The organism is Komagataeibacter saccharivorans (assembly GCF_004348195.1).
Lineage (GTDB): Bacteria > Pseudomonadota > Alphaproteobacteria > Acetobacterales > Acetobacteraceae > Komagataeibacter > Komagataeibacter saccharivorans.
Map to the genome: position 1 here is coordinate 156,993 of NZ_CP036406.1, position 26,541 is coordinate 183,533.

The following is a 26,541-nucleotide window of genomic DNA, read 5'->3' on the forward strand; positions in this document are numbered from 1 at the left end:
CTTATTTTGCGGTGGAGACCGCCTGGTTTTTGCTTGCAGTATTTTTCAACGACAGTGCAAACTGCCGATGGAGACGTGTTGCCAAATCGACCGGATGCTTCCCGATATAGGACGTTGTCGCTGACAATCATAAGGGGTTTGCCATATCGTTCCACCAGGGCCGTCAGTTCCCGCGCCACACGTCCACCTGATAATGACGTGTCGGCAACCAATGCCAGGTTCTTGCGACTGAAATCGTCGATAACAGCCAGAATGCGGAACCGGCTGGAGCCGTTTCGGCGCGCTTCAGACAGCACAACGAACGCCGCTCCATAATTTCGCAGATTGGTACAGTATTCATCACACGGCCTGAAAACCTTAGCGCCGTTGCAGCAAGAAAGAGGTTGTGGCAGCTTTTGCCCCGCATTGCTGCCGCTCAACGAACTGTCCGGCTTCTCTAATAGTGACCCATTGCCGGTTTTTCTTGACGTAGCGAGCGGGAGCGGTCAGCGGTGAGGGCATGGATACCATCAGCCTCCTCGCCCTGCTTCTGACGCTCTCGGCAGGGTTCAGTATTCTCAATCACCACACGTTTCGCCTTCCTGTGACGATCGGTGTGCTGGTCTTCTCACTGCTGGCTTCCCTGCTGGTCATGATCCTGAATCCATTGATACCGTCCTATGACCTTCAGGCTCTCCCACGGTCTGTGCTCGGAGCGATCAATCTCCCCACGGCCCTTCTGAATGGCGCGCTTTCCCTGCTTCTGTTTGCCGGGGCCATGCAGGTAAACGTCGGACATCTGCGCGCAAAGCTTGCCTCCGTGGCCGCTCTCTCTGTTTTGGGAACCGTTCTGGCCGTTGCCTTTCTGGCGATCGCGGCATGGTACGCCTTCCCCCTGTTGGGTCATACTATTCCTTTCACGTGGTGTATCGTCCTTGGGGCCATCCTCGCGCCAACTGATCCCGTTTCGGTTGTCGGTATGCTGAAACGTCTCGGACTGCCCGGCCCCCTTCAGGCCGTTTTCGCAGGGGAGAGTCTGTTCAATGACGGCGTGGGCGTGGTGATTTTCGGCGTCACGATCGGACTGGCAACCGGGGACAGTCAGGGGGTAACTGTCTCCGAGATCGCTCTCGGCCTCTGCCGCGAGGCGATCGGTGGCGGTCTGCTGGGTGCACTGACCGGATGGATCGCGCTTCGTGTGCTCAAGGGACAGCGGGATCCGAATATCGACCTGCTGACATCGCTGGCTCTGGCGACCGGAACCTTCAGTATCGCCAACCAGCGTGGCATGTCGGGTGCGATTGCCGTCGTCGTAGCGGGACTGTGCTTTGGAACAAGCTATAGCCATTCCGTTCTCGATGAGGCATCCCGAAAGGAACTCGATACCGCCTGGACACTCATTGACGAGGTGTTGAACGTCCTGCTGTTCATGCTGATCGGCTTTGAAATCCTTGAGATCACGCCGCCTCTGTTTACGGTGCTGGCGACACTTGCCGTGATCCCGCTGTCCATTGCCGTGCGGGCATTGAGCGTGCTGTTTTCAACGCTCCCGGTTCATCTCAGGCAATGGGAACGGGGCCGTGTTCTTGGGATCCTGACCTGGGGCGGTCTGCGTGGCGGCATTTCGGTTTCGCTGGCGCTTGGACTACCACCCGGAGACTTACGCGAATTGCTATTGCCGGTTTGTTATGGCGTGGTGGTGTTCACAATCATCGTACAAGGACTCACGATGGAATGGGTTGTTCGGAGACTGTTTCCCTCCACCCGCCTCTCAAACTCAGATGGGTAACTTCTCTTCGGGGGCAGATTCCTGTTTCGCGGGTATGGACTTTGGTAGTGTGGTGGGCTTGTCCATCGTTTCCAGAAATCTGTCGGCCAGGGCGGTATAAAGGGGTTGAGGACAGACAAGCCGGGAGACACCAAACGCCAGAAAGGCTGTTGCCATGAGTGCAAGTGTCACCTGCTGGTTATCGCAGATTTCCATGACGATGATCGTTGCTGTGAGAGGTGACTGTGCGACACCACAAAAATAGGCAACTGTTCCCAACAGCACAACCGCACCGGGTGTCGTATGCGGCAGGAACTGCTCGATCCATCCGCCGATGCCTGCTCCTATTGCAAGAGATGGCGCGAACATTCCCCCGGGAATTCCCGAACAGTACGAGACCAGCATTGAGAGATACTTCAGAATAAAGAACGAGGCAGGATAGTGGTCGGTCCCAGCAAAAATTGCCTGGGCCTGCACATAACCTGTTCCGTAAGTGTTGCCTTTGGAAATCAGGCCAATCACGGCGGTCAGCAGGCCGCATAGTGCTGAGAACATGACCGGACGCTGTTTGGCCAGTCGGCCGACAAACCCTGGTAAGCCTCTGGAGGCCCTAATGACGAGCGCGGCAAAGCTTCCCCCGGCCAGACCACCGACAATGCCGCAGACGAGAACGGCAATCCACGCTGTCCCAACTGGTATGTTGACATCAGCATGGCCAAAATAGGTATAGTTTCCCATCAGAGTGATAGCGGTGACACCTGAGATCACAACGATCGTCAATGTGCGACCTGAGGCTTTCTGCTCAAAGGAGTGAGAAAGCTCCTCAATCGCAAAGACGATTCCAGCCAGTGGCGTGTTGAACGCTGCTGCCATTCCAGCAGCGCCTCCCGCCAGAATCATGCTGCGCTTGGTCGCGATATTGGACTGCCCCAACAGACGGGAAAAGCCATGCATGATAGACGCCCCGATCTGCACGCTGGGACCTTCACGTCCGATGGACGCGCCGCAGACCAGGCCAAGGCAGGTCAGAATGATTTTCCCGACAGCAATCCGCAGCGTGAGGATACGGTCAACAACGTTGTAGTTCCCCATGTGGAGGATGGCGATCGTCTGCGGAATTCCTGATCCCTGTGACCCTTTGAAAAGGGTTCGCGTCATCCAGGTAGTGAAGGCGAAGCCTGCGGGCGCGAGAACGAGCATGAGCCAGGGATCCCACGTCACGAAACGCGTTCGCAGGTCCGCGCACTGATCACCGAGACGCGCGAATAAAACGGCTATCAGACCAACGAGGACAGCGCCGATCCAGTATAGACTCATCCGGCGCCAGCGTGCCGTCCTGACTCGTGCTATTCGTCTGAGAGACTGGATCCTGTCCTTGTAATGAGCAGATGGTTTCAACGGGGCAAAAGGCACATCAGACACAGAGAACGTCCATAGCAGTACTGTCAGTTTCCATAAGCGTCATGACGGCGACAGGATACCGGAATAAGAATGTCGTGCCAGATTTTTCTGGACCAGGTCAAATATCGGGATTCATCGAGAATGATCTCGACGGTCAGCTGAGGATGATACGCATGAGGACCATGTACGTGCCCCGGGCATGGTGGTCAGATACTCCTGCGGCTGAAGTCAACAAGCCAGTCACAGAACAGGTCAGCCTGACTATTACGCGGGGTACGGGCCGTCAGCACATAGCCTCGATGGCTTTTAAGTGGTTTCTCCCAGACTTTGACCAGCGCACCTTTTTCCATGCAGGTATCAACCAGCGGTCGCCACCCCAGGGCTATGCCTTCCCCCTGCATGGCGGACTGCAGCAACAGGGGATAATTGCCAAAAGCCCTAAAACGCGCCGTTTGCTGGCTACTCCGGGCTAACGGGTCCGGATTCATCCGGGCGAACCAGTCCGCCCATGTAAACCACAGGTTTTCATGTCCATTCAGGTGCAGGAGATGCGCTCGTCCCACATCGGCCAATGTGGTGAAGGGGCCATGGGTGTGCGCATAAGCGGGACTGCATACAGGATAGACTTCTTCCTCAAACAGTATCATGCGGTTTCCACCTGATTTACGGCCAGATGCTTCAAACAGAATGGAAACATCTGGTGTTATCCCCAAGGAAGGTCCGGTATGTAGCGCCTGGGTTGTCAGGATCTGGATTTTTACGTCTGGACAGATTTTTTCAAAATCCGGCAGGCGGGAGATCAGCCAGTTGGCGGCAAAACCATAATCGGTCAGCACATTCAGAACCTTTTCCCTGCTACCTGCCGTAGCCTCCTCCAGCGCGGTCCTGATGGTGGTCCGTGCTTCTGACGCTGCGGCGACCAGCGTGCGGCCAGCGTCATTCAGCGTAACTCCGCGATGCCTGCGCGTGAACAGCGGCATACCGACGACGCGTTCAATATGCCCGACCTGCTGGCTGACAGCAGGCTGGGTCATGCCCAGTTCGGCCGCAGCGGCGCTGAAACTGCCCAGGCGCCCTGCCGCTTCGAGCACCCGCACATTGCTCATAATGTAATCAACTATGATGTTTGTCATAATTATTAATTATACCATTCATAAGAACAAAATGACATCACAAATCACACTTAATATCGCATATTAAATTAATAACACAATTCACTATCGTAACACGTTATATATCCGCGAGATGAGAGCTATGCCCGTGCAGCCGTCCAATCGTCCCAATTTCCTTGTGGTCCTAGCAGATCAACTGACGGCAGCACTGCTTCCCGCCGTGCTGGGTGGCCGCGATCCATCGCCCGTCATCGCTCCCAACCTGACGGATCTGGCCGCGCAGGGGGTGGTGTTCAGTAATGCTTATACCAACAGTCCGTTATGCGGTCCGTCACGGGCCGCGTTCATGAGTGGCCTGCTGCCCACCATAAGCGGCGTATATGACAATGCTTGCGAATGGCATGCCGATACCCCGACATTCGGCCACCGGCTACGGCTTTCAGGGTACCGAACCATTCTTTCGGGCAAGATGCATTTTGTTGGGCCGGACCAATTGCACGGGTTTGAGGAGCGCCTGACAACCGATATCTACCCCGCTGATTTCAGCTGGGTGCCTGACTGGCTGCACCCTGAAATCCGGCCTGACTGGTATCATTCCATGGATTCAGTTCACCTGGCCGGTCCGGTCGTACGCAGCAACCAGATTGATTATGATGAGGAAGTCGCCTTCACCACCCGGCGTAAGCTGTATGATCTGGCCCGTGTGCGCGACGGGCGTCCGTTTTGCATGCTGGTATCCTTCACCCACCCGCATGATCCATTCAATATCGGGCAGGAATGGTGGGACCGGTATGCTGATGTTCCCATTCCATCGCCCCGGGTGGATATGATCCCCGATGATCACCCCTCAGTCACCCGCATACGCGAGACCTGCGGCATTGCCGCCGACCCCGCAACACCACAGGCCGTCGCGCGTGCGCGGCGGGCCTATTTCGGCGCGATTTCCTATATAGACCATCAGGTAGGACGGCTGCGTGCAGTGCTGCGGGAAACGGGGCTCGACCGCAACACGGTAATCGTATTCACCAGCGATCATGGTGAAATGCTGGGCGAGCATGGTCTGTGGTACAAGATGTCCTTTTATGAAGGGGCGTCACGCGTACCGCTTATATTCAGCGGCCCGGATTTTTTCCGTCCCCGTATCGTGCGCGACGCAGTTTCTCTGGTGGATGTGGGAGAAACGCTGTGCGGACTGTCAGGAGCCCCTCCTGCACCCCGCACTGATGGCCGCAGCCTGGTCCTCCATCTGAATGGATCAGGCGGCCATGATGGCGTGTTTGGTGAATATTGCGGAGAAGGTACGACAGCACCTGTGAGCATGATCCGCCGAGGGCGGTGGAAGTTCATCCATAGTCCTGGCGAACCCGATCAGCTTTTCGATCTCAGCGGTGATCCGGATGAAACCCACAACCTGAACGGCAGCAACGCTACGGCAGCCATACTGACCGCATTCAGCGAGGAAGCGCACAGGAAATGGGATTACGCCCGCATTACCCGTGCTGTCATCGCCAGCCAGCAACGACGGCGACTGGTCAGTCGCGCGCTGGCGATCGGGACCTGTACGCATTGGGACTATCAGCCCCCGCCCAATGCCCACAACGCATACATCCGCAATCACAAGCCTCTGGAAACACTTGAGGCTGAAGCGCGCCTTTATTCCCCCGGCGCCCGGTGAGACAATCGCTATGAACCGCATTCCCGCCCTGTCATACGTGACGACATTCGCCTTCGCCCTTTCGGCTGGTACGCTGTCCTGCGTCTGCGCGTCCTTTGCAGCAGACCTGACTGATACCCAACCCGCCGCAAAACGAGAAAAATTTCCGCGCCATGTGCCCGGCGCACCTTCGGCACGCGACAAAGCGGCGAGACCAGTAAAAGACGCTGGCGAGGTGGAGGAAATAACCGTTCGCTCCACGCGGCGGACCCAGCGGTCTAGCACCATTCCTGCCTCCATCGTTGCCCTGTCCGGCAGTGCGTTGCAGAGCACCGGCGTGCGGGACGCCCTGACCCTGGCCCACGACGTACCGGGGCTTATGGCCGAAACCACATCAGGCTCCGCCAATCCGCGCTACCGCCTGCGCGGTATCGGGACCAATGACTTCTCGGCCAACATGACCACGGCGGTCGGCGTGTCGGAAGATGACGTGTTTCTGGATAGTGGGGCCTCGCAGGGGGTGCCGATCTATGATCTGGACCATGTCGAAATATTTCGTGGCCCGCAGGGCACATTACAGGGCAAGAACACCACGGCGGGTACCGTCAACTACTATACCAAGCGGCCGACCAATCATCTGGATGGCTACGTTCGGGGCACGGCTGGCAATTACGGACGTCTGGGGGAAGAAGGAGCGATTGGCGGTCCCATCGTCAAGGATCGCCTGATGGCGCGCTTTGCCATTACCAACCAGGATTTTTCCGGCCAGTACCATGATAGTTACCGGAAGGAAGATGCCAACGGTTACCAGTATTACGACATGCGTGGCGAGATACTGGCCAAACCCGTTGATAACCTGAGCATACTGGTCAAAGGCCATATCGGGCGTAACAAGACCGATGTGGAACTGGACCATGTGGGCCTGCTGGCCGGGGGAAAGGACGATCAGGGCTATGCCCAGACATCCGCCCGCAACCTGCAGAACAATGGCCGCAGTGATGCGACAACACGGCGGTCTGGCCTGTCGGTCAATGCGCAGTATGCCTTTGCCCACGGCTGGACACTGACGGATATTTTCGGACTGGAATGGAATCATTTCAATGTCTTTTCCGATGATGATGCCAGTCCGGCTCCGATCGATTATCAGGAAAACATTGGCGGCGTCGCCCGCGTACTGAGCAACGAAATCCGGGTTGCATCGCCCCAGAACAAAAAAGTCCGCTACATCGGCGGTGTCTATTACATGCGCAACCTGACACAGTCCTACAGCCAGCAGCCGCTTTACAGCCCGGTTGCTTTTGGCGCGGGTGGCAATGCATCCAGTTTCAACATCAACACGCAGGATGCAGCCGTATTTTCCGCCATCTCGGTTGACCTGTTGCCCAGACTGACGCTTGATGTCGGTGCGCGTTTCACATCGGAAACCCGTCAGGCCAATGGCGAGGCATGGGCTTATGCCACGCAGGCTGGCAGTCCCTATAATACATCCGACCGCGTACTGACCTACATCAATACCAGCACGAACACCTATATCGATCCTGCGACCGGCAGCGCCATCAGCGGGCCGACACTGAAAAAGACATTCAACAGGGATAGCGAGGACGCCAGCCTCAAATACCGCTTCAACAGCAACATCATGGGCTATCTGCGCTATGCGCGGGGGTTCCGTACCGGCAATTACAATACCTATGTCGCCACGGCGTCGGATTTCAGCCTGTATAACCCGGAAACGCTGACAGATTACGAAGGCGGGGTCAAAGCCCGGCTGTGGAAAGGACGCGCCCAGATCAACCTGAGCGGCTTCCATTACGACTACGACAACATGCAGGTCACGATCCTGCAGAATACCGGCACACACACTACCAATGCGGCCAGCGCCGTATCCAACGGCTTCGAATTCGAGGGACAGGTGCGGCCCCTGGACAATTTCCTCGCAACATTTGGCGTGACCTATCAGGACGCCCATTACACCAGCTTTACCAACGCCAGTGCGCCGACGCCGTTCAATGGCGGTAATGCGGTCAACCTGTCCGGACAACCACTGGAGCGCGCACCGCGTGTCACCGCCAATCTGCTGCTCAGTTACACGTTGCCCGTCTCATTCGGTGACTTCGCTTTCCAGACAGACTGGCGCTACACCAGCCGTTACCGTTTTCAGGCATGGTCAGACGCCAGGCCCACGACACCGGGCGCACTGCTTTCATCCGCGCAGGCGCAGGCACTTGTCCGCAATGCCTTTTCACAGAAACCCATCCTGATGGGCAATGTGCGCGTGGCCTGGCATTCGCTGGACAAGAAAACGGAAGTGGCCTTCTGGATGCACAATCTGACCAACCAGTTGACCTATACCAATGCATTTGGAGAATTTTTTAACGGCAATATCAGCCGTTACCCCGGTGAGCTGCGCAGCTTTGGCTTCGAGGTCTCCCGTTCCCTATGACCAGTACCAACAAGCCCTGCGCGTTAGAAGGGAATGTCGGACGGTGGGAATGGGTCGGCATCAGCGCCGCCGACTGCGCGGCTCACAGCATGAACTCGCTTGGGCCCTTTGCGGTCAGCGCACTCATGGCCGATCTGCATCTTAACACCTTTCAGGCAGGAGTCTGGAGCACGTTCGAAATGCTGGCCTATGCCGGGGCTATGTTCGGTATTTCGCCATGGGCCGCACGTCTGCGTCTGCGGCGGGTGGCGCTTGTGGCTGGTGTCATGGTTGTCATAGCGCAGGGCGCTTCAGCCATTATGACCAGCTATGCCGGACTGCTGGCGCTGCGCCTGCTGGCGGGTTCGGGCCTGGGCATGCTGAACGCGGTGGTCAATATCGGCTCGGCACGCTCGCGTTCACCCACGCGTAGCCTGTCGCTGGTCATGATTGTGCAGACGGCGGTATTTACTACTTCCAGCCTCCTTCTGCCGCAGGCTGCGGCATTCGGGGGCAGGACAGGGGTATTCGGCTTTCTGGCGTTGCTGGTCATGCTACTCCTACCCCTTATGAGGTTTATGACGTCCAGATCGGACATCCTCCCATCCCGTCCTGTTCCCGTGACCCAATCTGGGGAAAGGTCGTGTCATCATCCCCGGTTTATCATTGCCGTCGTTGTTTTTTATACTAGTGGTAGTTTAGCCATATGGCCGTTTTCCGCTTATGTGGGCCATGTGGCTGGATTGACGGACACGGCGTTTGGCTGGCTTGCGGCGATTGCCAACATAGGTGGCCTTGCAGTATGCATTGCAGGTTCGCTGCTAGGCGATGGCAGGATAGCTTTCCGTTTACTGGTGCCCGCTATCTTCCTGACTGCGCTGGCATGTGTCGGACAAGCAGTTCCGTGGAACATTCTCGCGTTCTGTGCAGCTTTCCTGATCAATTATGCATTATGGTTTTTCATCTATCCCAATCTGATCGGTATCGCCTGTCGTATGGACCCGACGGGCAGGCTGGCAACCCTGTGCAGTGGAGCATGGATGATATCACAGGCTAGCGTAACCCCGCTTTCCGGGCTTCTTGGACGCAATGGGCATTTCTTTGATGTTGGGCTGGTGAGCATGGGTAACTGCCTTGTGGCTGCTCTGCTGGTGACCTGTCTGGATGTCACCTACGGCGTGTCGTCAGTTAAGCTCTGAATGTGGCATGTGAGGGTTGTACTCTGTGTCTGCGTGTGCTGACTGTTTTCCCGTTTTTTGAGGGAGACAGACAGATGCGGCGCTATAGTTTACGCGATGACCAGTGGGAGCGGATAAAGGATCTTCTTCCCGGTCGAGAAGGCTATGTCGGCGGCACTGCGGTGGACAACCGTCTGTTCGTGGAGGCGGTGCTGTATCGCTGTCGCGCGGGCATTCCATGGCGCGACCTTCCTGCCCGTTTTGGGGACTGGAAAAACGTGCACCGGCGTCTGCGCCGCTGGTGTGAAAAACGAATACATGATGATCGACAGCACAATTGTCCGGGCGCATCAGCATAGTGCCGGAGCTCTCAAAAAAGGGGCACGGATCAGGCCATCGGACGATCACGAGGCGGGCTGACTACAAAGATCCATGCCATCTGCGACGCTCTGGGCAATCCGGTGGAACTCGGCATCACACCGGGACAGGTTGATCGATTGGCTGATACAGCGCGGGATGACCCCGGTCATCCCGCCAAAACGCAACAGAACGACACGACGGAAAACCGATTTTTCTCTCTACCGCGAACGGAACCCTGTTGAGAGGTTCTTCAATAAACTCAAGCAGTTTCGCGCTATCGCAACCTGAATATCCCCTAGATTTCTGGACGCCTTGGCTCCTAAAAATGAGGACAGGAGGCGTTGATGGGAAAGCCCAATTTCAGTGATGAGTTCAAGCGTGATGCGGTGGCGCAGATTACCGAGCGGGGATATGCGGTAGCGGAAGTTTCGCAGCGGCTTGGGGTCAGCACACATTCGCTGTATGCGTGGAAGCGGCAATTCGCGAGAGTAGTATCGGGCGATGCCGGCAAGGATGCCGAGATCCGGCAGTTGAAGCGCGAACTGGCCCGAGTGACCGAGGAGCGCGACATCTTAAAAAAAGTCACCGCGTATTTCGCCAGGGATGCAAAGTGAGATACGCCTTCATTGCCGAGCATCGCGATCATTTTGGAATTCGGGCGATGTGCCGCTGTCTGGCCGTGCAGCCCAGTGGCTATTATGCTTGGCGGAAGGAGCCGCTGAGCCGACGGGCTTGCGAGGACGTCCGACAGACCACGTTGATCCGTCAGGCCTGGAACGACAGTGGCAGGGTTTATGGCTACCGTAAGCTGCACGATGATCTGCTCGATCAGGGCGAGACCTGCTGTCCGAACCGCGTGGCACGGCTGACAAAATTGGCGGGTATCGAGGCACAAATTGGCTACAGGCGACGGCCAGGTAGCCATAGTGGCAGGCCATCCCTCATAATCGACAACACGCTGGCCCGGCAGTTTGATGTCGAGGCGCCCGACAGGGTATGGATCACAGACATCACTTATATCCGTACCATGGAAGGGTTTGCCTACCTTGCAGTTGTGCTCGACCTCTATTCGCGTCGTGTCGTGGGCTGGTCGATGCAGAGCCGCCAGACCACGGATGTGGTGCTGCAGGCGCTCCATATGGCCATCTGGCGACGAAAGCCCAAAAGCCGGGTGCTGATCCACTCGGATCAGGGCAGTCAGTTTACTAGCATGGACTGGATTGCCTTCATATGGGCTCACAATCTGGAACACTCGATGAGCCGCCGCGGCAATTGCCACGACAATGCTGTAGCGGAAAGTTTTTTCTCATCGCTCAAGCGCGAGCGCATCCGGCGTCGAACTTATAAAACGCGCCAGAAAGCCCGACAGAACGTGTTTGACTACATCGAAATGTTCTATAACCCGGTGCGCAAGCAGGTCAGGAACGGGATGCTGTCACCCGTGCCGTTCGAACAACAGCAGATTTTGAATGCTCAAGGCGTCTAGAAAACTAGGGGCTATTCATTGTACCGGAACGTCACGCCCCTTTCGTCGAACGCGAGGAGGCGGCGGTTCGAGATGGCGACGCGGTGGGTATAGCGTGACAGATAGGCCAGCACCGCTTTTGGACCGGCAAACGGTGGCTTGGCGTAGACGACCCAACGCCTGCTGCGCACAGGGGCGAGATACCGCAGGAAGGCACGGCGGTCTGCCAGAGGGGCAAGCTGCCCCCGGAAGACCAGCCGGTCGGCGTCGAAAAGTGCCAGCAGCCGGGTCAGGAACAGGCGGCGGAACAGCTTGCCCAGCACCCGGACGGGCAGCAGGAAGGCCGGGCGCGATGAGATCCAGCGTTGGCCATCGGGTGAGAGACCGCCACCCGGCACGATCATGTGCACATGGGGATGATGGGTCAGCGCTGAGCCCCAGCTGTGCAGCACGGCGGTGATGCCGATGCGGGCACCTAGGTTCTGTTGACAAAAGGTCTTTTCAGACTGGCCTGGACGTGATTCAACGCTGGTCTTTACGGAGACCTGTGGATGCGTGGCGACCTGACGGACGAGGAATGGGCGATCATTGGCGGCCTGCTGCCGCCTGAACGTGGCCGCTGGTCACGACCGGCACAGGATAACCGTCTGTTTCTCAATGGAATGCTTTATGTCCTGCGTGTCGGTTGCCCATGGCGGGACATGCATGAGCGCTACGGTAAATGGAACTCGGTCTATGTGCGGTTCCGTCGGTGGGCAGAGCAAGGTGTCTGGGACGCTCTGCTGGAAACGCTGGTCGAACTTGGTCTGACCGATGACTGGCAGCACATGATCGACAGCACGGTCGTTCGGGCTCACAGCCAGGCGGCTGGCGCAAAAGGGGGACGCATAAGGAAGGCTTTGGTCGAAGCCGCGGTGGCTTTACGAGCAAGATCCACGCCCGTGCGGATGGTCAGGGACGCCCTCTTGGCTTCGACCTGACGGGGGGTGAAGTTTCTGATTATTCCGGCTCTGATGCCCTATTGGACCTGCCGGTCGTGACACCGCGCCGATTTCTGGCCGATAAGGGGTATGATAGTGACAGGATACGGGAGAACCTGCTTTTTCGAGGCATTCTTCCCGTAATCCCACCGCGTTCAAATCGCACAGCGGATATTCCCTGCGACTTCCGTCGTTATCGGGATCGAAACCGTATCGAGCGGATGTTCAACAAACTGAAGCAGTTCCGACGTATCGCCACACGATATGACAAGACAAGAAAATCGTTCCTCGCCTTTCTTAACCTCGCAGCCGTAAAATTGTGGCTACCATCTTTTGTCAACAGAACCTAGAGGCCGGGGATCGGCGGCGATCGTCATCATCGTCTCCGAGGCGGCCCGAAAGATATCGCCAAGTTCGAGCGAGGCGGACATGACCGTACCACCGACGCTCGGGGATCAGCTGTCGGGCCTCGCCTGCGCCGTCGCCAGGGCTCCCAATGTGTCAGGCGGGCTGGGCATCGCCCGCACAGTGCGGGTGGCGGCCCTGATATAGAGCGCCGTACTGTCGAGACGGGCGTGACCCAGCAGGGCCTGGATCACGCGGACATCGACGCCATCCTCCAGCAGATGCGTCGCAAAACTATACCGCAATGTATGGGGACCGACCCGTTTTCTGATCGACGCGGCATGGGCCGCGGTGACGGCTACACGATGCAGTTGCCGGGTACAGATGGACCTCATCGCATTCTGGCCGGGAAACAGCCAGCCCTGCGGATGCATCACGCCCCGCTGGCGGCCGAGAGCGCCACCTGGTGCTTGAGGCAAGGTGGTCGCATTGAGCAGGCGGGCAACCTCATCGCGGCTCAGCACGACGGGCAGGTTGCGGGGATGTCTGGTGCGAACCAGCTTGCGCGCAAGATCAGGTCGGTCGAGCGTGTAGGTGAAGCAAAATCGCAGCGCCGACACGATGCTGTTCATCGTCGGTATCGGCAGACCGGCCCCGTGCTGCTCGATCTGGAACTGGCGTACCTCCTCGGATGTTGCCGTATGGGGTGACCGGCCCAGATGGGTCACAAAACGACCGACGTCACGGATATAATTGCGCTGCGTCTCCTGGGAGAACCGCTGCACCGCCATGTCATCAGGCAGGCGCTGGCGAAGGGTACTGATTGCGGCAATGCACAGGGAATCTATCATCATCGGGCTCCTTCGGTGGGAAGAAGTCAGAGTGCTTGCTCCAATCAGGACAGTTCCAAATGAAACAGATCGTTCACGCCGTGGTGACAGACTTACACACCGCACCAATCCCGCGCAGCGGATTCGTTCCTCCCCCCCAAAACCGCCTGTCCGCCACGTATTAACCGGACAGGCTGCCTCCGGGAATTAAAGTGAAAATTTCAGCAATACGGAATTTTGATCGGATCATATGACAATCACGTTCTTGTATCCTTGCTATACTACCCCATAGTATGACAAGGATACTCAAGGGTAGTATGTTCGGAGCAAGCGTTTCGTGCCGCACACACCAGTTGAGAAAAAGCACGTTCTGACCCGCGTGCGCCGCATTCGCGGGCAACTTGATGCGTTGGAACAGGCTCTGGAGAAAGGGGCTGATTGCGGTCCGGTACTGCAACAGGTTGCGGCTATCCGAGGAGCAATCAACGGGTTAATGGCAGGTGTTCTTGAGAGCCACCTGCGGGAAGAATTTGTTGAGTGCGCCGGTGATCATGATGCTGCCAGTGGTTCGATCGAGAATGTGGTGTCACTCGTTCGATCCTATCTCCGGTAATGCCTACGACGCTAACTGACAGGTCATTTGGAGAAAAATCATGAAATCACGGGCCGCAGTTGCTTTCGAGGCGGGTAAGCCCCTTGAAATTGTCGAGATCGACGTAGCGCCTCCTCGTGCGGGTGAGGTGCTCGTGCAGATCACGCATACGGGTGTGTGCCACACCGATGCGTTTACCCTGTCAGGGGATGATCCCGAAGGACTGTTCCCGGCCGTTTTGGGTCACGAAGGCGCGGGAATTGTGATCGAGGTCGGGAAAGGCGTAACCAGTGTTGCCCCCGGCGACCATGTCATTCCGCTTTACACGGCGGAATGTGGTGAATGTCTGTTCTGCAAGTCGGGAAAAACCAATCTCTGCATTTCAGTGCGTGCCACACAGGGTAAGGGTGTGATGCCGGATGGTACAACACGTTTTTCCTACAAAGGTCAGCCGATCTATCATTACATGGGGTGCTCGACGTTTAGCGAATACACGGTTGTCGCCGAGGTTTCTCTGGCAAAAATCAACCCCGCATCCAATCCAGGACATGTCTGCCTTCTCGGATGTGGCGTTACAACCGGCATCGGTGCGGTACACAACACGGCTAGGGTACAGCCGGGAGACACGGTTGCCGTCTTTGGATTGGGCGGGATCGGCCTGGCGGTGATTCAGGGAGCGCGACAGGCAAAGGCTGGCCGGATTTTCGCTATTGATACCAATCCGGAAAAGTTCGAACTTGCCAAGGCGTTCGGTGCCACGGAGTTCCTTAATCCCAAGGACTATGACAAACCGATCCAGCAGGTTCTGGTGGAAATGACTGGCTGGGGCATTGATCATACCTTTGAATGTATCGGCAACGTCAATGTCATGCGCGCGGCGTTGGAAGCCGCGCATCGTGGGTGGGGGCAGTCGATCGTCATCGGTGTGGCAGGGGCAGGTCAGGAAATCTCAACTCGCCCCTTCCAGCTTGTGACGGGTCGTTCGTGGCGGGGCACGGCGTTCGGCGGTGTGAAGGGGCGTAGCCAACTCCCGGGTATGGTCGAAGATGCCATGCGCGGCGATATCCAGCTTGCTCCGTTCGTAACCCACACTATGCCGCTCGAAGGTATCAATACTGCCTTCGATCTAATGCATGAAGGAAAATCCATCCGTTCCGTCATTCATTTCTAAGGCGTGTCGTCAGTTAAGCAGGATGATGATTGAGGCGAACTGCACGGCTGAGAGGAAGGTCGATTTCAGTTTATCGTAGCGGGTTGCGATAGCACGAAACTGCTTGAGGTTATTGAAGAACCTCTCAACAGGGTTCCGTTCGCGGTAGAGAGAAAAATCGGCTTCCCGTCGTGTCGTTCTGTTGCGTTTTGACGGGATGACCGGGGTAATCCCGCGCTGTATCAGCCGATCGATCAACCTGTCCCGGTGTGATGCCGAGTTCCACCGGATTGCCCAGAGCGTCGCAGATGGCATGGATCTTTGTAGTCAACCCGCCTCGTGATCGTCCCATGGCCTGATCCGTGCCTCTTTTTTGAGAGCTCCGGCACTATGCTGATGCGCCCGGACAATTGTGCTGTCGATCGTCATGTATTCGTTGTCGTGATCAGCGGCCAGATAACGAAATATCCGTTCGATGACGCCGCTTGCACACCAGCGGCGCAGACGCCGGTGCACGTTTTTCCAGTCCCCGAAACGGGCAGGAAGGTCGCGCCATGGAATGCCCGCGCGATAGCGATACAGCACCGCCTCCACGAACAGACGGTTGTCCACCGCAGTGCCGCCGACATAGCCTTCTCGACCGGGAAGAAGATCCTTTATCCGCTCCCACTGGTCATCGCGTAAACTATAGCGCCGCATCTGTCTGTCTCCCTCAAAAAACGGGAAAACAGTCAGCACACGCAGACACAGAGTACAACCCTCACATGCCACATTCAGAGCTTAACTGACGACACGCCGTAATTCACCGGACGCCATCAAGTCACCCCTCGGCTACATAGAGCCTTTCAACTTCGGCCTGGCTCACATCCAGCGGTAAGGGACGTATCTGTGCTTCTAGAACGTACCCGCCTTGCTCGACATATTCCCGACAGACCATGACGCGCCTTCATAATCGGGCCTGTCCGCCTGATCGGTCGGGTCGGTCGGTTTCACGATCGTACCTTCGCGCGAAGCAACCGGTGACTTCCAGCGTGCTGGAACCGATCCGTAGGGTGCGTAAGGGTCATATAACGCCTGCCGGACCGCTGGGGGCCTGAGCGGGCGGCTTGATGCCGATGTGAGGTTCCCGTGTGAACACCCGGAAACAGCTAGCGCCAGCCCACCTAGCAGGACGACCTGCTTCATGCTTTCCGCCCGCTGAGCATTGCAGTTTCTTTTTCAAGTTCCGCTATGCGGGCTTTCGCCTGTTTCAGACCTCGTTCAAAAAAATCACGCTCTCGTTCTACTCCAGACGCATAGTCGCTGAACTCATCGCGGTTTTGTTCATACTTGACTGCGGCGCTCTTCCAATGTTGGGCATCTGCCTGAAGCCGCATGATCTCCTGCCGCAAGGCCTCGTTCTGGCGTACAACGGCGTTATAATCTGCAACCGAGATGGCGTTGTTCGCCATTTTTTCCGTTGCGCGGCGGATGCGGATAAGCTGGTCATAATCCCAAATATCACCCATAGCGCCTAACCTTCCTCGCGACCTGAAACCATAAGATGGGACTGCGTTGTTGAATCCAGCCCCTTTGAACCGGAAGCAGCAGACTTCTCTTCGTTTGCCCCACCGCTTGCGGCACCGGAAATACTATCCTGCAACAGACGCGCGCCTTTTTCCATATGCGGTTCCAATGGCTGCGTTGTGCTGTCAGAGAAATTATCACTATCGACACGGCTCATTGCGTTCATGCCCGCCATGGCTGGTAGATGATGCGGCAACGTGGAGATCAGCCGGAAAGACATGACAGCCAGTGTCATCTCCGTCGTGACATACATGGCCAGCATCACCACGATCCCGACGAAGTTGTCCAGCAGGTAACCCTGAGCAAACACGAAGCTGGTTGCCACGGAGAAGCTTTTCATCAGAAGCCAGGACATCGCGGAAAAGATCGTGTAGCTCAGGATCAGTCCGATCACCATCATGGAGGGCCGGAAGATGATGGTGAACAGCACCTCATATCCCCGGATGCCCTTGCCATGCAGGCCCTCGCCTTCGAACACCATATGCGCCAGCATCCATAAGGGCACGGCTATGACCGCCTCGATCACGAGGATCATCCAGCCACCGACACCCGCGATCCAGTAAAGATAGGGGGTCATGGGCAGGACGTAAGCCAGCGTGACACCGGGAACCAGCAACATGAATGATCCCGCAAAAATCGGGGTCAGGAGCGCGCTGATCGCGCCACTGAACACCATCGCGGATGCAGCTGCGACACCTTCTTCCGGCTGACCTGTCACAAATCCGGCTACGGCCGCCGCACCGGATGCGGTCTTGCTCGCGCCTATGGCGGCCATGCCCATGACGGTCAGGGCAATATGAATGAGCAGGTGCCCCAGCGTAATCATGCTGGCCAGAGGGTCGGTCCATCCCGACCCGCCGCCGCTGACCGGGTTGCTGGTGTTAACGCCGGAACTTGGGGCAATCATTTCGTTGAGGATCAGGGTAAAGACATTCTCGTTGATCCCGAGGGCGCGCGTAATCTGGCTCAGCAGGGAATCTGGTGAACTGCCGATCCGTCCCCGTGCGAACATGCGCGGCGCGCCATAGGGCGCGCTGGCCTGATCGGCGGTGATGATGCTGTCTTCCTGCTGGGCAAGGTAATCGCCGATTGCCTGTGCGAACGGGGTGATGTCATCTGAAAGATACCGGCCCAGTCCCGTCCATGCCGGTGCGGTGATGGTGGGCCTGAGAGACGAGAAAGCGAGGATTTCCGAGTTCAGGCTGGCAATTTCCAGATAGTAGGCGCCCAGCCCGCTCCAGCCGAGATTCTGTAAAGCCGTAACGCCGGCATCGGCGCCCGACCCGTCGGCCGCCGAACGGATTGTCGAGACCGCGCTGGATGCGATCGAGGACAGCGCACTGGAATAGGACTGCGTATTGGCGACCAGAACGGCATCAAGCGACCGGAGTGTCGAAACATTCCTTGTCTGCCACAGGGTGGCGGCGATGCCCTGCATGGGGCCACGGATATTGCTGATCAGGTCAGTCAGGGCCTGCTGCTGCGGCGGGGCAAGAGAGGAAAGATCGACATATGGCGCGAGGGCGGATGTCGTAAGACCCACCGACGAGGTCGGAACCTGAAAGGTTATGCTGCCACATGGCGCGGCAGCGGTCTGTTCGCCTTCAGCAAGGTTATAGGAAATCGTGATCCTGCCAGACCCATTATTCTGCACACTCGGTGCCGGGATGAGCGCACTGTTATTCGAAGCGTTGTTAACGATGGCACGACAGAGTTCGCTCGCCATTACGCTGAAAATGATTTCACGGGTGGCGGGCGCCATAGGCTGCGCCAGCGGCAGAGCATCCGGACCGACGGCCCTGATCGTAAGATTCTGAAGGTTACGTGCCATGCCTATCGCCGATTTGGAGGCGAGCAGGACCAGATCCTGACCGGTCGAGAAACCACCGAAGGTGCTTATCGGGCTCATCATGATAAGTGCCGTCGCCACACGCACCGGAACCCAGCCGTTGAAACTGGCAGAGAATATCTTGCCGCTTTCAGCGGTACGGTGGATCTGCATGACTGTGGCATAGGAGATCCATGCCGCGACGATCAGCATGACATAGGCGGAAAAATACGAGAGCATCGTTCCCGTTGTGGTCTGGGACGAACTGCCCATCGGGAAAATGCTGTCCAGCACGCGCCCGGTCCAGTCATCCCCGGCTGCCAGATCGCTCCAGGTTACGTCGGATGCCGTGGTATCGGCATGGGCGCTTCCTGACAGGAGCAGATAGCCTGCCAGGAACACGAAAGCCATCAGCCAGAAGCCGCTGACCGGGAGCGGGCGCGTGTGGATCAAGGCTCAGCGCTCCATGGACGGGCTGCTGTCACGTTCGCGCTGCTGCCCGAAGATACGTTCGAAATGCGCGCGAAACTTCTCGACCAGTCGTTCGACCAGCCCCCCTATGTCCTGCAGGAAATTCCTGCCAGCCTGCTCGCCCGGGACTTTTTCGAGTTCCAGGCCGAGGGCGGCGACATTGCGGGTCGTTTCCATGACCGGCGCCTGCTCCGATGCGCCACGTTCGCGTGATTCCTCATCCAGTCGCCTCGTGGCCGTGCGAAGCTCGATGCCGGCCTTATGAAGTTCGTTCCGTGCCGCAACAAAGTTCGGGTTGCGCTGGCAGATCGTGTCATATTCCTGACGCAGTTCGCCGAAGGGGCCGTCCGCTGTCATGCCCGCAATCACAGCAGGAACCGTTTCCCCTGATGTGCGGGCAGCGGTCTCGATACGCTCGAAGAAACCTGTCTCTTCGCGACGGAGAACGCCCAGCCGGTCCCTGACCGTATCCATCGCGGTCGTCGTGTCGGCGATCATCTTGTTGATCCGGCTCTCATCCCGCTTGCCCTTGAAGTTCCTGCCCCACTCTCCGATAGCGGCAAACGGCGATGGTGTGGCTGCTGGCGCAGTTTGTTGAGTGTTCTGAGGCGTCGCAGAAGGTTTGGTCTTCGCTTGATCGGGACTATCTGGCGCTTGAGTGTTGTTCGGAACATTAACTCGTTGAGGTCTGGCCTCTCTAGAAGGTTGTTGTTGTTCGGCTTCGTGTGCTGCCCGCTGATCTTGCATCCGGGCGCGATCTTCCCTCTCTTGGTCGGTAGGACGCTCTGTGTTTGCCGCCTTTTGTTGCACTTTATGTTCGGCTGCATGTGCAGCAGCGTCGTCATGCATTTGCTCGGGCACCTCTGCCGTGCCTAGTTCATGATCGTTGTCTCTGCCCATCTCTGTTTTCGTATCGTTTGATAATGGTTCGCCAGAATGGGCGGGTTCAGATTCTTCCTGCGATGCCTCGGGCTTCCCGGCCTGCGCTGGTTCCTCACTTTCAAACGCTGGGGCAAATCCCGGATCTCCGGCTTCCGACGGAAACGGATCCGCCGCAGGTGGTTCGGGCTCGGCAACGGGTTCGGGTGCCGGCTGGCTCCGGACGGACTGTTCAGCCATCGGCTCAGGCGCAATATCCGGCTGCACCGGTGGGGGTGCCGCTTCGCGCGCCGTGACAGGCGTTCCCAGCGACATCTGCACGCGCTGCACCAGATGCTCGGCCGCCATCCGGGCCATGAAGGAATCCTGCTGTCCGGGCGTCAGCCGTGCCGTTTCCATCGCGACCGACCGGATATCCGTAATCAGCGCATGGTCATGCAGTGCGGCGGTCTGCTCAAGGGCGGCCCGGATCTGCGGGTTTTCCAGCCCTGGACAGGTGGATGCGAGCTGCGCCATGCCTGCGGTCAGGAAGGGCGAGACGGCCGGGGCCTGACCCGTGCCACTGAATTTCTGCCAGTCCTGCACCAGCCATGCGACCTGCGTGCAGAAACGCGGATCGTTTTCAAGCGCCGGGTTTTCAGCAAGGCGCTTCTGAAGGTCTGCGAGTTCCTTCGCAAGACCGCGTTCGTTCTCCGGAATGGTGCGCTGCTGCGCATCCAGACCGGCAAGGGCCGTTCCGATAAAACTCCGGGGGGTCGTTGTCTGTGACATATGATCCTCAGTTGCTGGAAGTGGACGGGACAGGCATCGGGGAAGTCCGGGGCCTGCGCTGTTCCGCCGCAATGGAGAGACGCGCCGCTTCGGCGAGGGCACGAGCCTGCTCAAGCTTGAGCTGCTGCCACATCAGCCAGTTGCGCTGCGCATCAAGGAGGGCGATCTGGATCAGGACCGACTTGTCGCCGGGCATGGCCTGAAGGTCGCCCTGCCAGTCCGTGCCCGCGTATTTGCGGTTGACTTCAAGCTCGGTGGCTTCCCACTGGCTGCCGGTGTCGGTCTGCGTGATGCCCTCACGCTGCGCTTCGGCTTTCTGCGCGGCGGAAAGGGTGACCGTCCCGGTGTGCCAGCTCAGGACATCATCACCGATCCTGTGCGCAAGCGAGATCGCCGCATTATATCCCCTGCGCTGTGGCAGGCTCTGCTGCCCTTCCGTGGTGTTCAGGGCGCTGCCCCGCAGGGCTGCGGGCGCCACAGGCTGGATCAGGGTGGTTTCGTAATCGTTTGCGCTGTCGATCGCGTTCTGGTCCGCATAGACCGGTGGGGTCAGAAGGCTGGACGCATTCTGGTCGGCGGCCTTTATGCCGGCTGACGCCAGCGAACAGATCCCGGCCTCGGCTTCGGCGTCGTCGCAGTATTTCGAGAAGTGGTGGGTATTGTTGGCCTGTGCCGCCTGTCCTCCACCGGCCCATGACGGGGTGTTCCGCGCACCCCGTGTGCGTTCATCCTTCGCCTGATCCAGAGCGGCTGCAACATCCATCGCGTTATGCGCCGCAACGACCGCCGACTGCCCTCCTTCGAGATTGAGACAGTCCTGGCGGTTTACCGCATGGTCGTCGCGGATCTGCGCATTGCGTACATCACGGGCCAGTCGGGCCTGCACCAGGTTGTTCGCATCCGATATCTGTTCCTGCGCCCCGACCTGCGCCTTCATATAGTTGCTGATCTGGGTAAAACCGTCACCGAGCGAACCATTGATGAGTCCCAGCGATTCATTGAGCACATTCTTCGTCGTAGTGACGACCGAGTTCATCGCACTCTGCAGGGCCGTGATGGCGGCTATGATCGGCCCTTCATCAATTCCAAACAGCGCATAGGCAGGGCGGGGGGCCAGCATCATGCCTGCGGCAAAGCAGGCGGATGCGAGCAGGACGCCACGCAGCCGCTTCATTGGGTGATCTCCGAAATGCCGGAGCTGGTGCCTGCAAGCTGGAGCGAATAGCCATCGGGAAGCTGGGAACCTCCCGTGACGTCCCACGAGCTGTTGCCACTGGTATTCGTGGCCGTGCTGATAAGCGCGTCACCGCCACCCCCGAAATTCAGCGAGGGACAGAACGCGCCCGCCCCCAGCCCGAGATCGAAATTGTTATCGAGGCCGGTTACGGTCAGGCCGCACTGTGCCGCCCCTTCAAGGTTCTGCCACACGCTGGTCAGCTCCGAGCACACCTTGCCCATGGTCGCCTGTGCGATCGAGGCCACGTTGAGCCCGTTAGTCAGCACATCCAGTCCCGCGCCATTGAAGAAACTGCCCAGACAGGTGAACTGCGTAACTGATTGCGGCTGGTGGATCGTCGTATCGTCCGCTTTCATCTGGGCGGCAGCACCTGTCGCCGCGGACTGGATCAGGGTTTCGCACCCCGTGGCCGAAGCCCCCATGGCCATACGGGCATGAAAGGCCAGACAGGCCATCGCCACGATCCCCGCATACGCAGTCCGTTTCATGCGCCGGGTTCCGGCATGGCACGGGCGCTGCTATCGCCATGACCGTTAGCAGCCGCCTCTCTCTGGCGGTCCGGCGCGAGGACTTCGCGGGCACGCCCGGCATCCAGCCATTCCGGCAGGCGGCTCCCCACAGTACGATCTTCCTGATGATCCATAACTGGCTCCGACAGACGTTATCGTGCCGAGGATAGGTCGGGCGGTTGTGGGTCCGGGCAGGCGCGAGGACGCACATCGCCTTCGCTGCCAGACTCCATGTCCAGCCGCATGGATACATTCCACCCATGCGCGCAGTACATGGCAGGTACGACATAAAATCTATCGAACGCAAATTCGTTATTATAACTAGGGATTTTAGAACGAAAGAATTACTGTCCACGACTGCGAACCAGGGCGATTATGCGTGCAAAGCTGTTATTCACCGTGTAATGTAACGAACATATTCACTATTGATTACCCATCAGGAGGGTTCTGGTGCGATCTTCATTAATAACAGGAAGCGCATTTTCCCGTTTCTATCAGGACCCGTTCGCTCCTGTATTTATCCCTTCCGCCATTCCCTTCGTGCGGACTGGTACAGACGGCAGGTTCCCCGGTAACGGCAGGACCGGTCGCACGGCGCGCTGGAGCGCGGATGAAGAACGGTACGTGGTATTAAGGTACCCAACGCAGGTTACGGTGAAATTCATCGCCAGCGTCACCGGGCGTACAATCCAGGCCGTACGCGCCAAGGCATTACGCCTTGGCCTGCGTCGACCGTTGCGCGGTCGGGCGGCTGACGCCGCCTCTGCTCATGACGCCCCCCCCCCCCCCCCCCCGCATTTTTCGATCACAAATTCAGGTATCCATTTAAATAAACTTGACTTTTCCGGCCTGGTTTCACGGAAACAAATCTGGTCGCGCGATCTGGAATGACCGGGCCGTCACCCACCTTGCGGAACTGTGGAAGCGCCTTTACAGCCCCACTTTCATTGCAGAACTTCTTGGCCTGTCACCCAAGACCGTAGGTGAAGCAGCACGTCGTGCTGGCCTTCCCGCACGAACCGGCCTGTCCCTGCTCAATAGCTGTCCGTCCGACGATCCGTTTGCCATTCCCGCAAACAGCACGGTAGCCGGTCAGATGATCAGAAAAATCTGCCGCGTCACCAGCCGCATCTTCTTCGTCTCCCCGCGTGACCAGAAAACAGTCCATTGCAGCCTTCTCGGCCGCAGGCGCCTTGCCACATATGCGGCCGGGTTCGCCTGAATATGACCAATAGCAGGCAGGCAATTACACGGCGTCTACTTGATCCGGCATTCGGGCAACTGTTGATGGGCAGGCTTGCCATCGGCCTTATTGCCAGCACGGCGCTCAACCTTGGACTGGCGATCTGCCTATTCGTCGCCATCACCCATCCACCCCGCGTGCGGCATATCTATCACGACCCGTTCGGCAAGCCGCGCGAGCTGCTCGTCACCGATGAGCCCTATTTTACGGATGCGCAGGTCACAAACTGGGCGACCGAGAAAGTAACAGGTCTCTATACAATCAATTTCCTGCAATACGCGCAGCAGCTTTCATCCTATGCGCAGTATTTTACCGCCGCCGCGTGGAATACATGGCTCGACGCGTTCCGCAAGCCCGGAAACATCGAGTTCATCAAGGCAAGACGGGTCATGCTGACCGCCACCCCGAAATCCGCGGCCTCCATCAGGTGGGAAGGTAAAACGCCGAACGGCGATTACGAATGGCATGTCCATTTCCCGATGTATCTCAGATGGGAGAACGGAAGTGGCTCGAAGACCGACCAGCTTTCGGTCGATGTCATCATCCGCAGGACAAATGACCCGCTTCATCCCGACGGACTGGTCATTGCCGAGCTGAACGCGCCCCGCGCCAGTAATGGCGGTGACTGAATGCGCTCCTGTCGTGCGGTATTGCTGGGTCTGCTGCTTGCAACAGCCCCGGTTCCGGCTCAATGGCACAGTCTCAATCCATGATGACAGGAACGCATATGTCGATCCTGTCTACTCAGGCACCCTGCCGCCGCCACCTGATGCGGTAAATACGCTGCATAACCGGTTTGACGCAGGACAGCGCGCGCTGGATGGCGTGGATGATCCCCATCGTATCGTTGTGCCGGTGTCACGATCCGTGACGGTCGCCCTGGCCGCTGGCGCGCAGATCAATATCGTGCGGATTGCACAGGACTACCCGGCCTCCATCACGTTCCTCGACGAAACCGGTCAGCCATGGCCGATCGCATGGGACATCGCCAGTAACAAAAATGGTGGCTGCGACCAGGACGGTGCAGGGCATAATACCGCCGTGCGCCCGGTTGGCATCAATGCCTGCGTGCCCGAGCCGGGATCAAACGTCCTGCAGCTGACCCCGGTGACACGCTACGCCCATGGCGGCGTTCTCGTGAGCCTGAAGGGTGCGCCAAAGCCCATCAGTTTCATGATCGTAGCCGGTACAGGCTCCTATGACGCCGATCTTACGGCGCGCATCGCCGCACGCGGCCCCAATGCCCGCGACCGGCCCAGTGCGGGGCCGGAAATCCCGGCCACGGGATCGTCGTTCTTCAACGCCATGCTCGATGGCACCCCGCCTGCGGAAGCCGTGCCGCTTCTCGTATCCGGGGGCGACCCCGATCGCGCGCGCGCATGGCAGTACGACCACCACATCTATCTGCGTACAAACTACGACGTGCTGTCGCCCGGCCCGACCGGACATGAGGAACAGTATGGCTACGTGGTCTACGAGATCCCCGAGACACCGGAAGTCCTGGTGAATAACGGGGCCGGTACGCAGTCCTTCCCCCTCCATCTCGCTAAGGACGGCCCGTGAACGACCAGCCTGCTCCCCCCAAAACCCGGTTGCGCGCAAGCTTTGACGACACACGGCGCGTCGCAGGGTATCTGGTGGTCCTGATCGGGGTGGTTCTGGCCGGCCTGTATTTCATCTTTCATGTAGGCCAGAAGGACAGGCCGCACTCTTCCAGCGTCAAGACCCCGGCACTGGCCGCACCTGCAGGCGGTGACAACCAGTCATCCCGCCTTGATGACATCACCAGCCAGCAGGAACGGAAAAACGCCGAAGACGCTGCGCGCAGGAACCAGTCCTACACCGCTGCCCTGACCGGTCGCGACATTCCCAAAGAGCAGCACATCGCCGAACTGGGCGACCTGCCCGGCACGGGAAAACCCCAGCCTCCAGCACCCGCCAGCGCCCCGCCGACACCTGCTCCGCCGCCTCCTGCGGCGCCTGTGGCACCCGCGGCGAAGCCAGCTTCGACACCACCCGGGACGGCAGCGGCGGACGACCCCTTCAGTAGCGCACCTGCGTCATCCCCGGCTGTAGCACACGGGGCACATCGCATGGAGGCACACGAAGCGGAGCCAGCCATCAGTCTGGCCGCCCAGGCCGAACTGATCGCGGCATGGTCCGGACATGGTTCCACCCTTGAAATGATGCTTCCGGATAATGACAGCCCGCGCACGGCACGCAGGGGCAATACGATTGCAAGTGCCAGCTCTACGGCCGGGACGCGATCGGACGCAGCACGGGATGTGGACAGCATGGGCGGTGGCGCGACCCGGACGTCCTCATCAGGCGGCACGGATCCGTCTGCGCATGCGGGCGGAAAGCTCCTGCTGGCGGCGGGACGCGGCGTCTATGGCCATTCGGTCATCACCTCGAACAGTGATCTGGGTAGCGAAGTCCTCGTGGAAATCGACTCAGGCCCGTTTGCGAAAGCCCGCATAAGCGGGGCGCTGGAAATGAAAAACGACCGGCTCATCATCAAGTTCAATCGCCTCATGATCGGCGATGCCGCCCCGCTCCAGGTGTCCGCCTACGCCGTCTCCCCCAAAACGGCGGAAACAGGTGTCGCGTCCGAAGTGAACGAACACCTCGCCACACGCATCATCCTGCCCACGGCCGCGGCCTTCGTCGAAGGTCTCGGCAACGCGATGATGAGCGCAAACACAACGTCATACACCGGGGGATACGGGGTCAGCGCCTTCACCCATCTCAACCTTGCCCAGCAGATGGGTGCCGCGGGCGGTCGCATGGGACAGGAACTCTCG

At 58.4% G+C, this 26,541-nt stretch carries 23 protein-coding genes and 4 pseudogenes; 14 read left to right on the forward strand and 13 right to left on the reverse strand.

The window, feature by feature from the left end; translation table 11 throughout:
* Positions 1–113 precede the first annotated feature (113 nt).
* Positions 114–263: pseudogene (locus tag KSAC_RS15940) on the reverse strand (IS3 family transposase); the annotation flags it as partial.
* Between the two features lie 236 nt (positions 264–499).
* Between KSAC_RS15940 and KSAC_RS15945 the strand changes: the two are divergent.
* Positions 500–1,768 carry a cation:proton antiporter gene (locus KSAC_RS15945; RefSeq protein WP_132306760.1) on the forward strand — a complete coding sequence of 423 codons (1,269 nt, stop codon included), beginning with the start codon at positions 500–502 and terminating at the stop codon, positions 1,766–1,768.
* Here KSAC_RS15945 and KSAC_RS15950 read toward each other — a convergent pair.
* Both KSAC_RS15950 and KSAC_RS15955 read right to left on the reverse strand, forming a co-directional pair.
* Positions 1,757–3,064, reverse strand: a complete 1,308-nt coding sequence (locus KSAC_RS15950; protein WP_102326097.1) for a chloride channel protein — start codon at positions 3,062–3,064, stop codon at positions 1,757–1,759. The genes KSAC_RS15945 and KSAC_RS15950 overlap by 12 nt on opposite strands.
* A 290-nt stretch (positions 3,065–3,354) precedes the next feature.
* Positions 3,355–4,188 (reverse strand): LysR substrate-binding domain-containing protein, encoded by an 834-nt coding sequence (locus KSAC_RS15955; RefSeq protein WP_408884765.1) that lies wholly within the window; start codon positions 4,186–4,188, stop codon positions 3,355–3,357.
* Between KSAC_RS15955 and KSAC_RS17660 the strand changes: the two genes are divergently transcribed.
* From KSAC_RS17660 to KSAC_RS15980, 6 genes and pseudogenes are all read left to right on the forward strand, one after another.
* On the forward strand, positions 4,105–4,290 hold the full coding sequence (locus tag KSAC_RS17660; RefSeq protein ID WP_243705423.1) for a hypothetical protein: 186 nt from the start codon (positions 4,105–4,107) through the stop codon (positions 4,288–4,290). The two genes, KSAC_RS15955 and KSAC_RS17660, sit on opposite strands and share 84 nt — an antisense overlap.
* A 118-nt stretch (positions 4,291–4,408) precedes the next feature.
* Positions 4,409–5,935, forward strand: coding sequence for a choline-sulfatase (gene betC, locus KSAC_RS15960; RefSeq protein ID WP_257997696.1), 1,527 nt, complete (start codon positions 4,409–4,411; stop codon positions 5,933–5,935).
* Between the two features lie 10 nt (positions 5,936–5,945).
* Positions 5,946–8,354, forward strand: a complete 2,409-nt coding sequence (locus KSAC_RS15965) for a TonB-dependent receptor (RefSeq protein ID WP_102326091.1) — start codon at positions 5,946–5,948, stop codon at positions 8,352–8,354.
* Positions 8,351–9,532: an MFS transporter gene (locus KSAC_RS15970; protein ID WP_102326089.1), complete on the forward strand. Its 1,182-nt coding sequence runs from the start codon at positions 8,351–8,353 to the stop codon at positions 9,530–9,532. Before KSAC_RS15965 ends, KSAC_RS15970 begins: the two co-directional genes overlap by 4 nt.
* Positions 9,533–9,606: 74 nt before the next feature.
* A pseudogene (locus tag KSAC_RS15975) lies at positions 9,607–10,156 on the forward strand (transposase); the annotation flags it as partial.
* Between the two features lie 59 nt (positions 10,157–10,215).
* Positions 10,216–11,357, forward strand: a protein-coding gene (locus KSAC_RS15980; protein ID WP_102326086.1) for an IS3 family transposase whose coding sequence is annotated in 2 segments (ribosomal slippage) — positions 10,216–10,441 and positions 10,441–11,357 — 1,143 coding nt in all. Because the reading frame shifts where the segments join, the coding sequence is not laid out codon by codon here.
* A 14-nt stretch (positions 11,358–11,371) separates the two neighbouring features.
* On the opposite strand, the pseudogene KSAC_RS15985 reads toward KSAC_RS15980, so the two are convergent.
* Positions 11,372–11,821, reverse strand: a pseudogene (locus KSAC_RS15985) (IS91 family transposase); the annotation flags it as partial.
* Between the two features lie 66 nt (positions 11,822–11,887).
* Here KSAC_RS15985 and KSAC_RS15990 point away from each other — a divergent pair.
* A protein-coding gene (locus KSAC_RS15990; RefSeq protein WP_243705424.1) for an IS5 family transposase occupies positions 11,888–12,666 on the forward strand; the annotation gives its coding sequence in 2 pieces (ribosomal slippage) (positions 11,888–12,215 and positions 12,215–12,666; 780 coding nt in all).
* A 105-nt stretch (positions 12,667–12,771) separates the two neighbouring features.
* Here KSAC_RS15990 and KSAC_RS15995 read toward each other — a convergent pair.
* Positions 12,772–13,515, reverse strand: a complete 744-nt coding sequence (locus tag KSAC_RS15995; protein WP_102326084.1) for a tyrosine-type recombinase/integrase — start codon at positions 13,513–13,515, stop codon at positions 12,772–12,774.
* 313 nt (positions 13,516–13,828) lie between these two features.
* Between KSAC_RS15995 and frmR the strand changes: the two genes are divergently transcribed.
* The gene (gene frmR, locus KSAC_RS16000; protein WP_102326082.1) at positions 13,829–14,104 is read left to right on the forward strand and encodes a formaldehyde-responsive transcriptional repressor FrmR; all 276 of its coding nucleotides are present in this window, start codon (positions 13,829–13,831) and stop codon (positions 14,102–14,104) included.
* 40 nt (positions 14,105–14,144) lie between these two features.
* On the forward strand, positions 14,145–15,254 hold the full coding sequence (locus tag KSAC_RS16005) for an S-(hydroxymethyl)glutathione dehydrogenase/class III alcohol dehydrogenase (protein WP_102326080.1): 1,110 nt from the start codon (positions 14,145–14,147) through the stop codon (positions 15,252–15,254).
* Positions 15,255–15,263: 9 nt separating this feature from the next.
* Here KSAC_RS16005 and KSAC_RS16010 read toward each other — a convergent pair.
* The 8 genes and pseudogenes from KSAC_RS16010 to KSAC_RS17380 all read right to left on the reverse strand — a co-directional run bounded on the left by KSAC_RS16010 (position 15,264) and on the right by KSAC_RS17380 (position 22,628).
* A pseudogene (locus tag KSAC_RS16010) lies at positions 15,264–15,932 on the reverse strand (IS5 family transposase).
* A gap of 195 nt (positions 15,933–16,127) precedes the next feature.
* Positions 16,128–16,418 carry a hypothetical protein gene (locus tag KSAC_RS16015; RefSeq protein WP_102326077.1) on the reverse strand — a complete coding sequence of 97 codons (291 nt, stop codon included), beginning with the start codon at positions 16,416–16,418 and terminating at the stop codon, positions 16,128–16,130.
* Positions 16,415–16,741, reverse strand: a complete 327-nt coding sequence (locus KSAC_RS16020; protein WP_132306762.1) for a hypothetical protein — start codon at positions 16,739–16,741, stop codon at positions 16,415–16,417. The genes KSAC_RS16015 and KSAC_RS16020 overlap by 4 nt, the downstream gene beginning before the upstream one ends.
* A 5-nt stretch (positions 16,742–16,746) precedes the next feature.
* Positions 16,747–19,080 carry a DotA/TraY family protein gene (locus tag KSAC_RS16025; RefSeq protein ID WP_132306764.1) on the reverse strand — a complete coding sequence of 778 codons (2,334 nt, stop codon included), beginning with the start codon at positions 19,078–19,080 and terminating at the stop codon, positions 16,747–16,749.
* A gap of 3 nt (positions 19,081–19,083) precedes the next feature.
* A complete protein-coding gene (locus KSAC_RS16030) occupies positions 19,084–20,748 on the reverse strand; it encodes a hypothetical protein (RefSeq protein WP_132306766.1) in 1,665 nt (554 codons plus the stop codon).
* A gap of 7 nt (positions 20,749–20,755) precedes the next feature.
* Positions 20,756–21,922 carry a hypothetical protein gene (locus KSAC_RS16035; RefSeq protein WP_243705425.1) on the reverse strand — a complete coding sequence of 389 codons (1,167 nt, stop codon included), beginning with the start codon at positions 21,920–21,922 and terminating at the stop codon, positions 20,756–20,758.
* On the reverse strand, positions 21,919–22,473 hold the full coding sequence (locus KSAC_RS16040; RefSeq protein WP_102326068.1) for a hypothetical protein: 555 nt from the start codon (positions 22,471–22,473) through the stop codon (positions 21,919–21,921). Before KSAC_RS16040 ends, KSAC_RS16035 begins: the two co-directional genes overlap by 4 nt.
* Positions 22,470–22,628 carry a hypothetical protein gene (locus tag KSAC_RS17380; protein ID WP_165927380.1) on the reverse strand — a complete coding sequence of 53 codons (159 nt, stop codon included), beginning with the start codon at positions 22,626–22,628 and terminating at the stop codon, positions 22,470–22,472. The genes KSAC_RS16040 and KSAC_RS17380 overlap by 4 nt, the downstream gene beginning before the upstream one ends.
* 701 nt (positions 22,629–23,329) lie before the next feature.
* Here KSAC_RS17380 and KSAC_RS16045 point away from each other — a divergent pair.
* The 4 genes from KSAC_RS16045 to KSAC_RS17385 form a co-directional block, all read left to right on the forward strand.
* Complete coding sequence (locus tag KSAC_RS16045; protein ID WP_132306768.1) at positions 23,330–23,716, forward strand: hypothetical protein; 387 nt, start codon at positions 23,330–23,332, stop codon at positions 23,714–23,716.
* Between the two features lie 65 nt (positions 23,717–23,781).
* Positions 23,782–24,366: a DotI/IcmL/TraM family protein gene (locus KSAC_RS16050; RefSeq protein WP_243705426.1), complete on the forward strand. Its 585-nt coding sequence runs from the start codon at positions 23,782–23,784 to the stop codon at positions 24,364–24,366.
* A 37-nt stretch (positions 24,367–24,403) separates the two neighbouring features.
* Positions 24,404–25,300, forward strand: a complete 897-nt coding sequence (locus tag KSAC_RS16055) for a DotH/IcmK family type IV secretion protein (RefSeq protein ID WP_243705427.1) — start codon at positions 24,404–24,406, stop codon at positions 25,298–25,300.
* A partial coding sequence (locus KSAC_RS17385; protein ID WP_165927381.1) for a hypothetical protein occupies positions 25,297–26,541 on the forward strand: 1,245 nt, incomplete at its 3' end. The genes KSAC_RS16055 and KSAC_RS17385, both read left to right, overlap by 4 nt.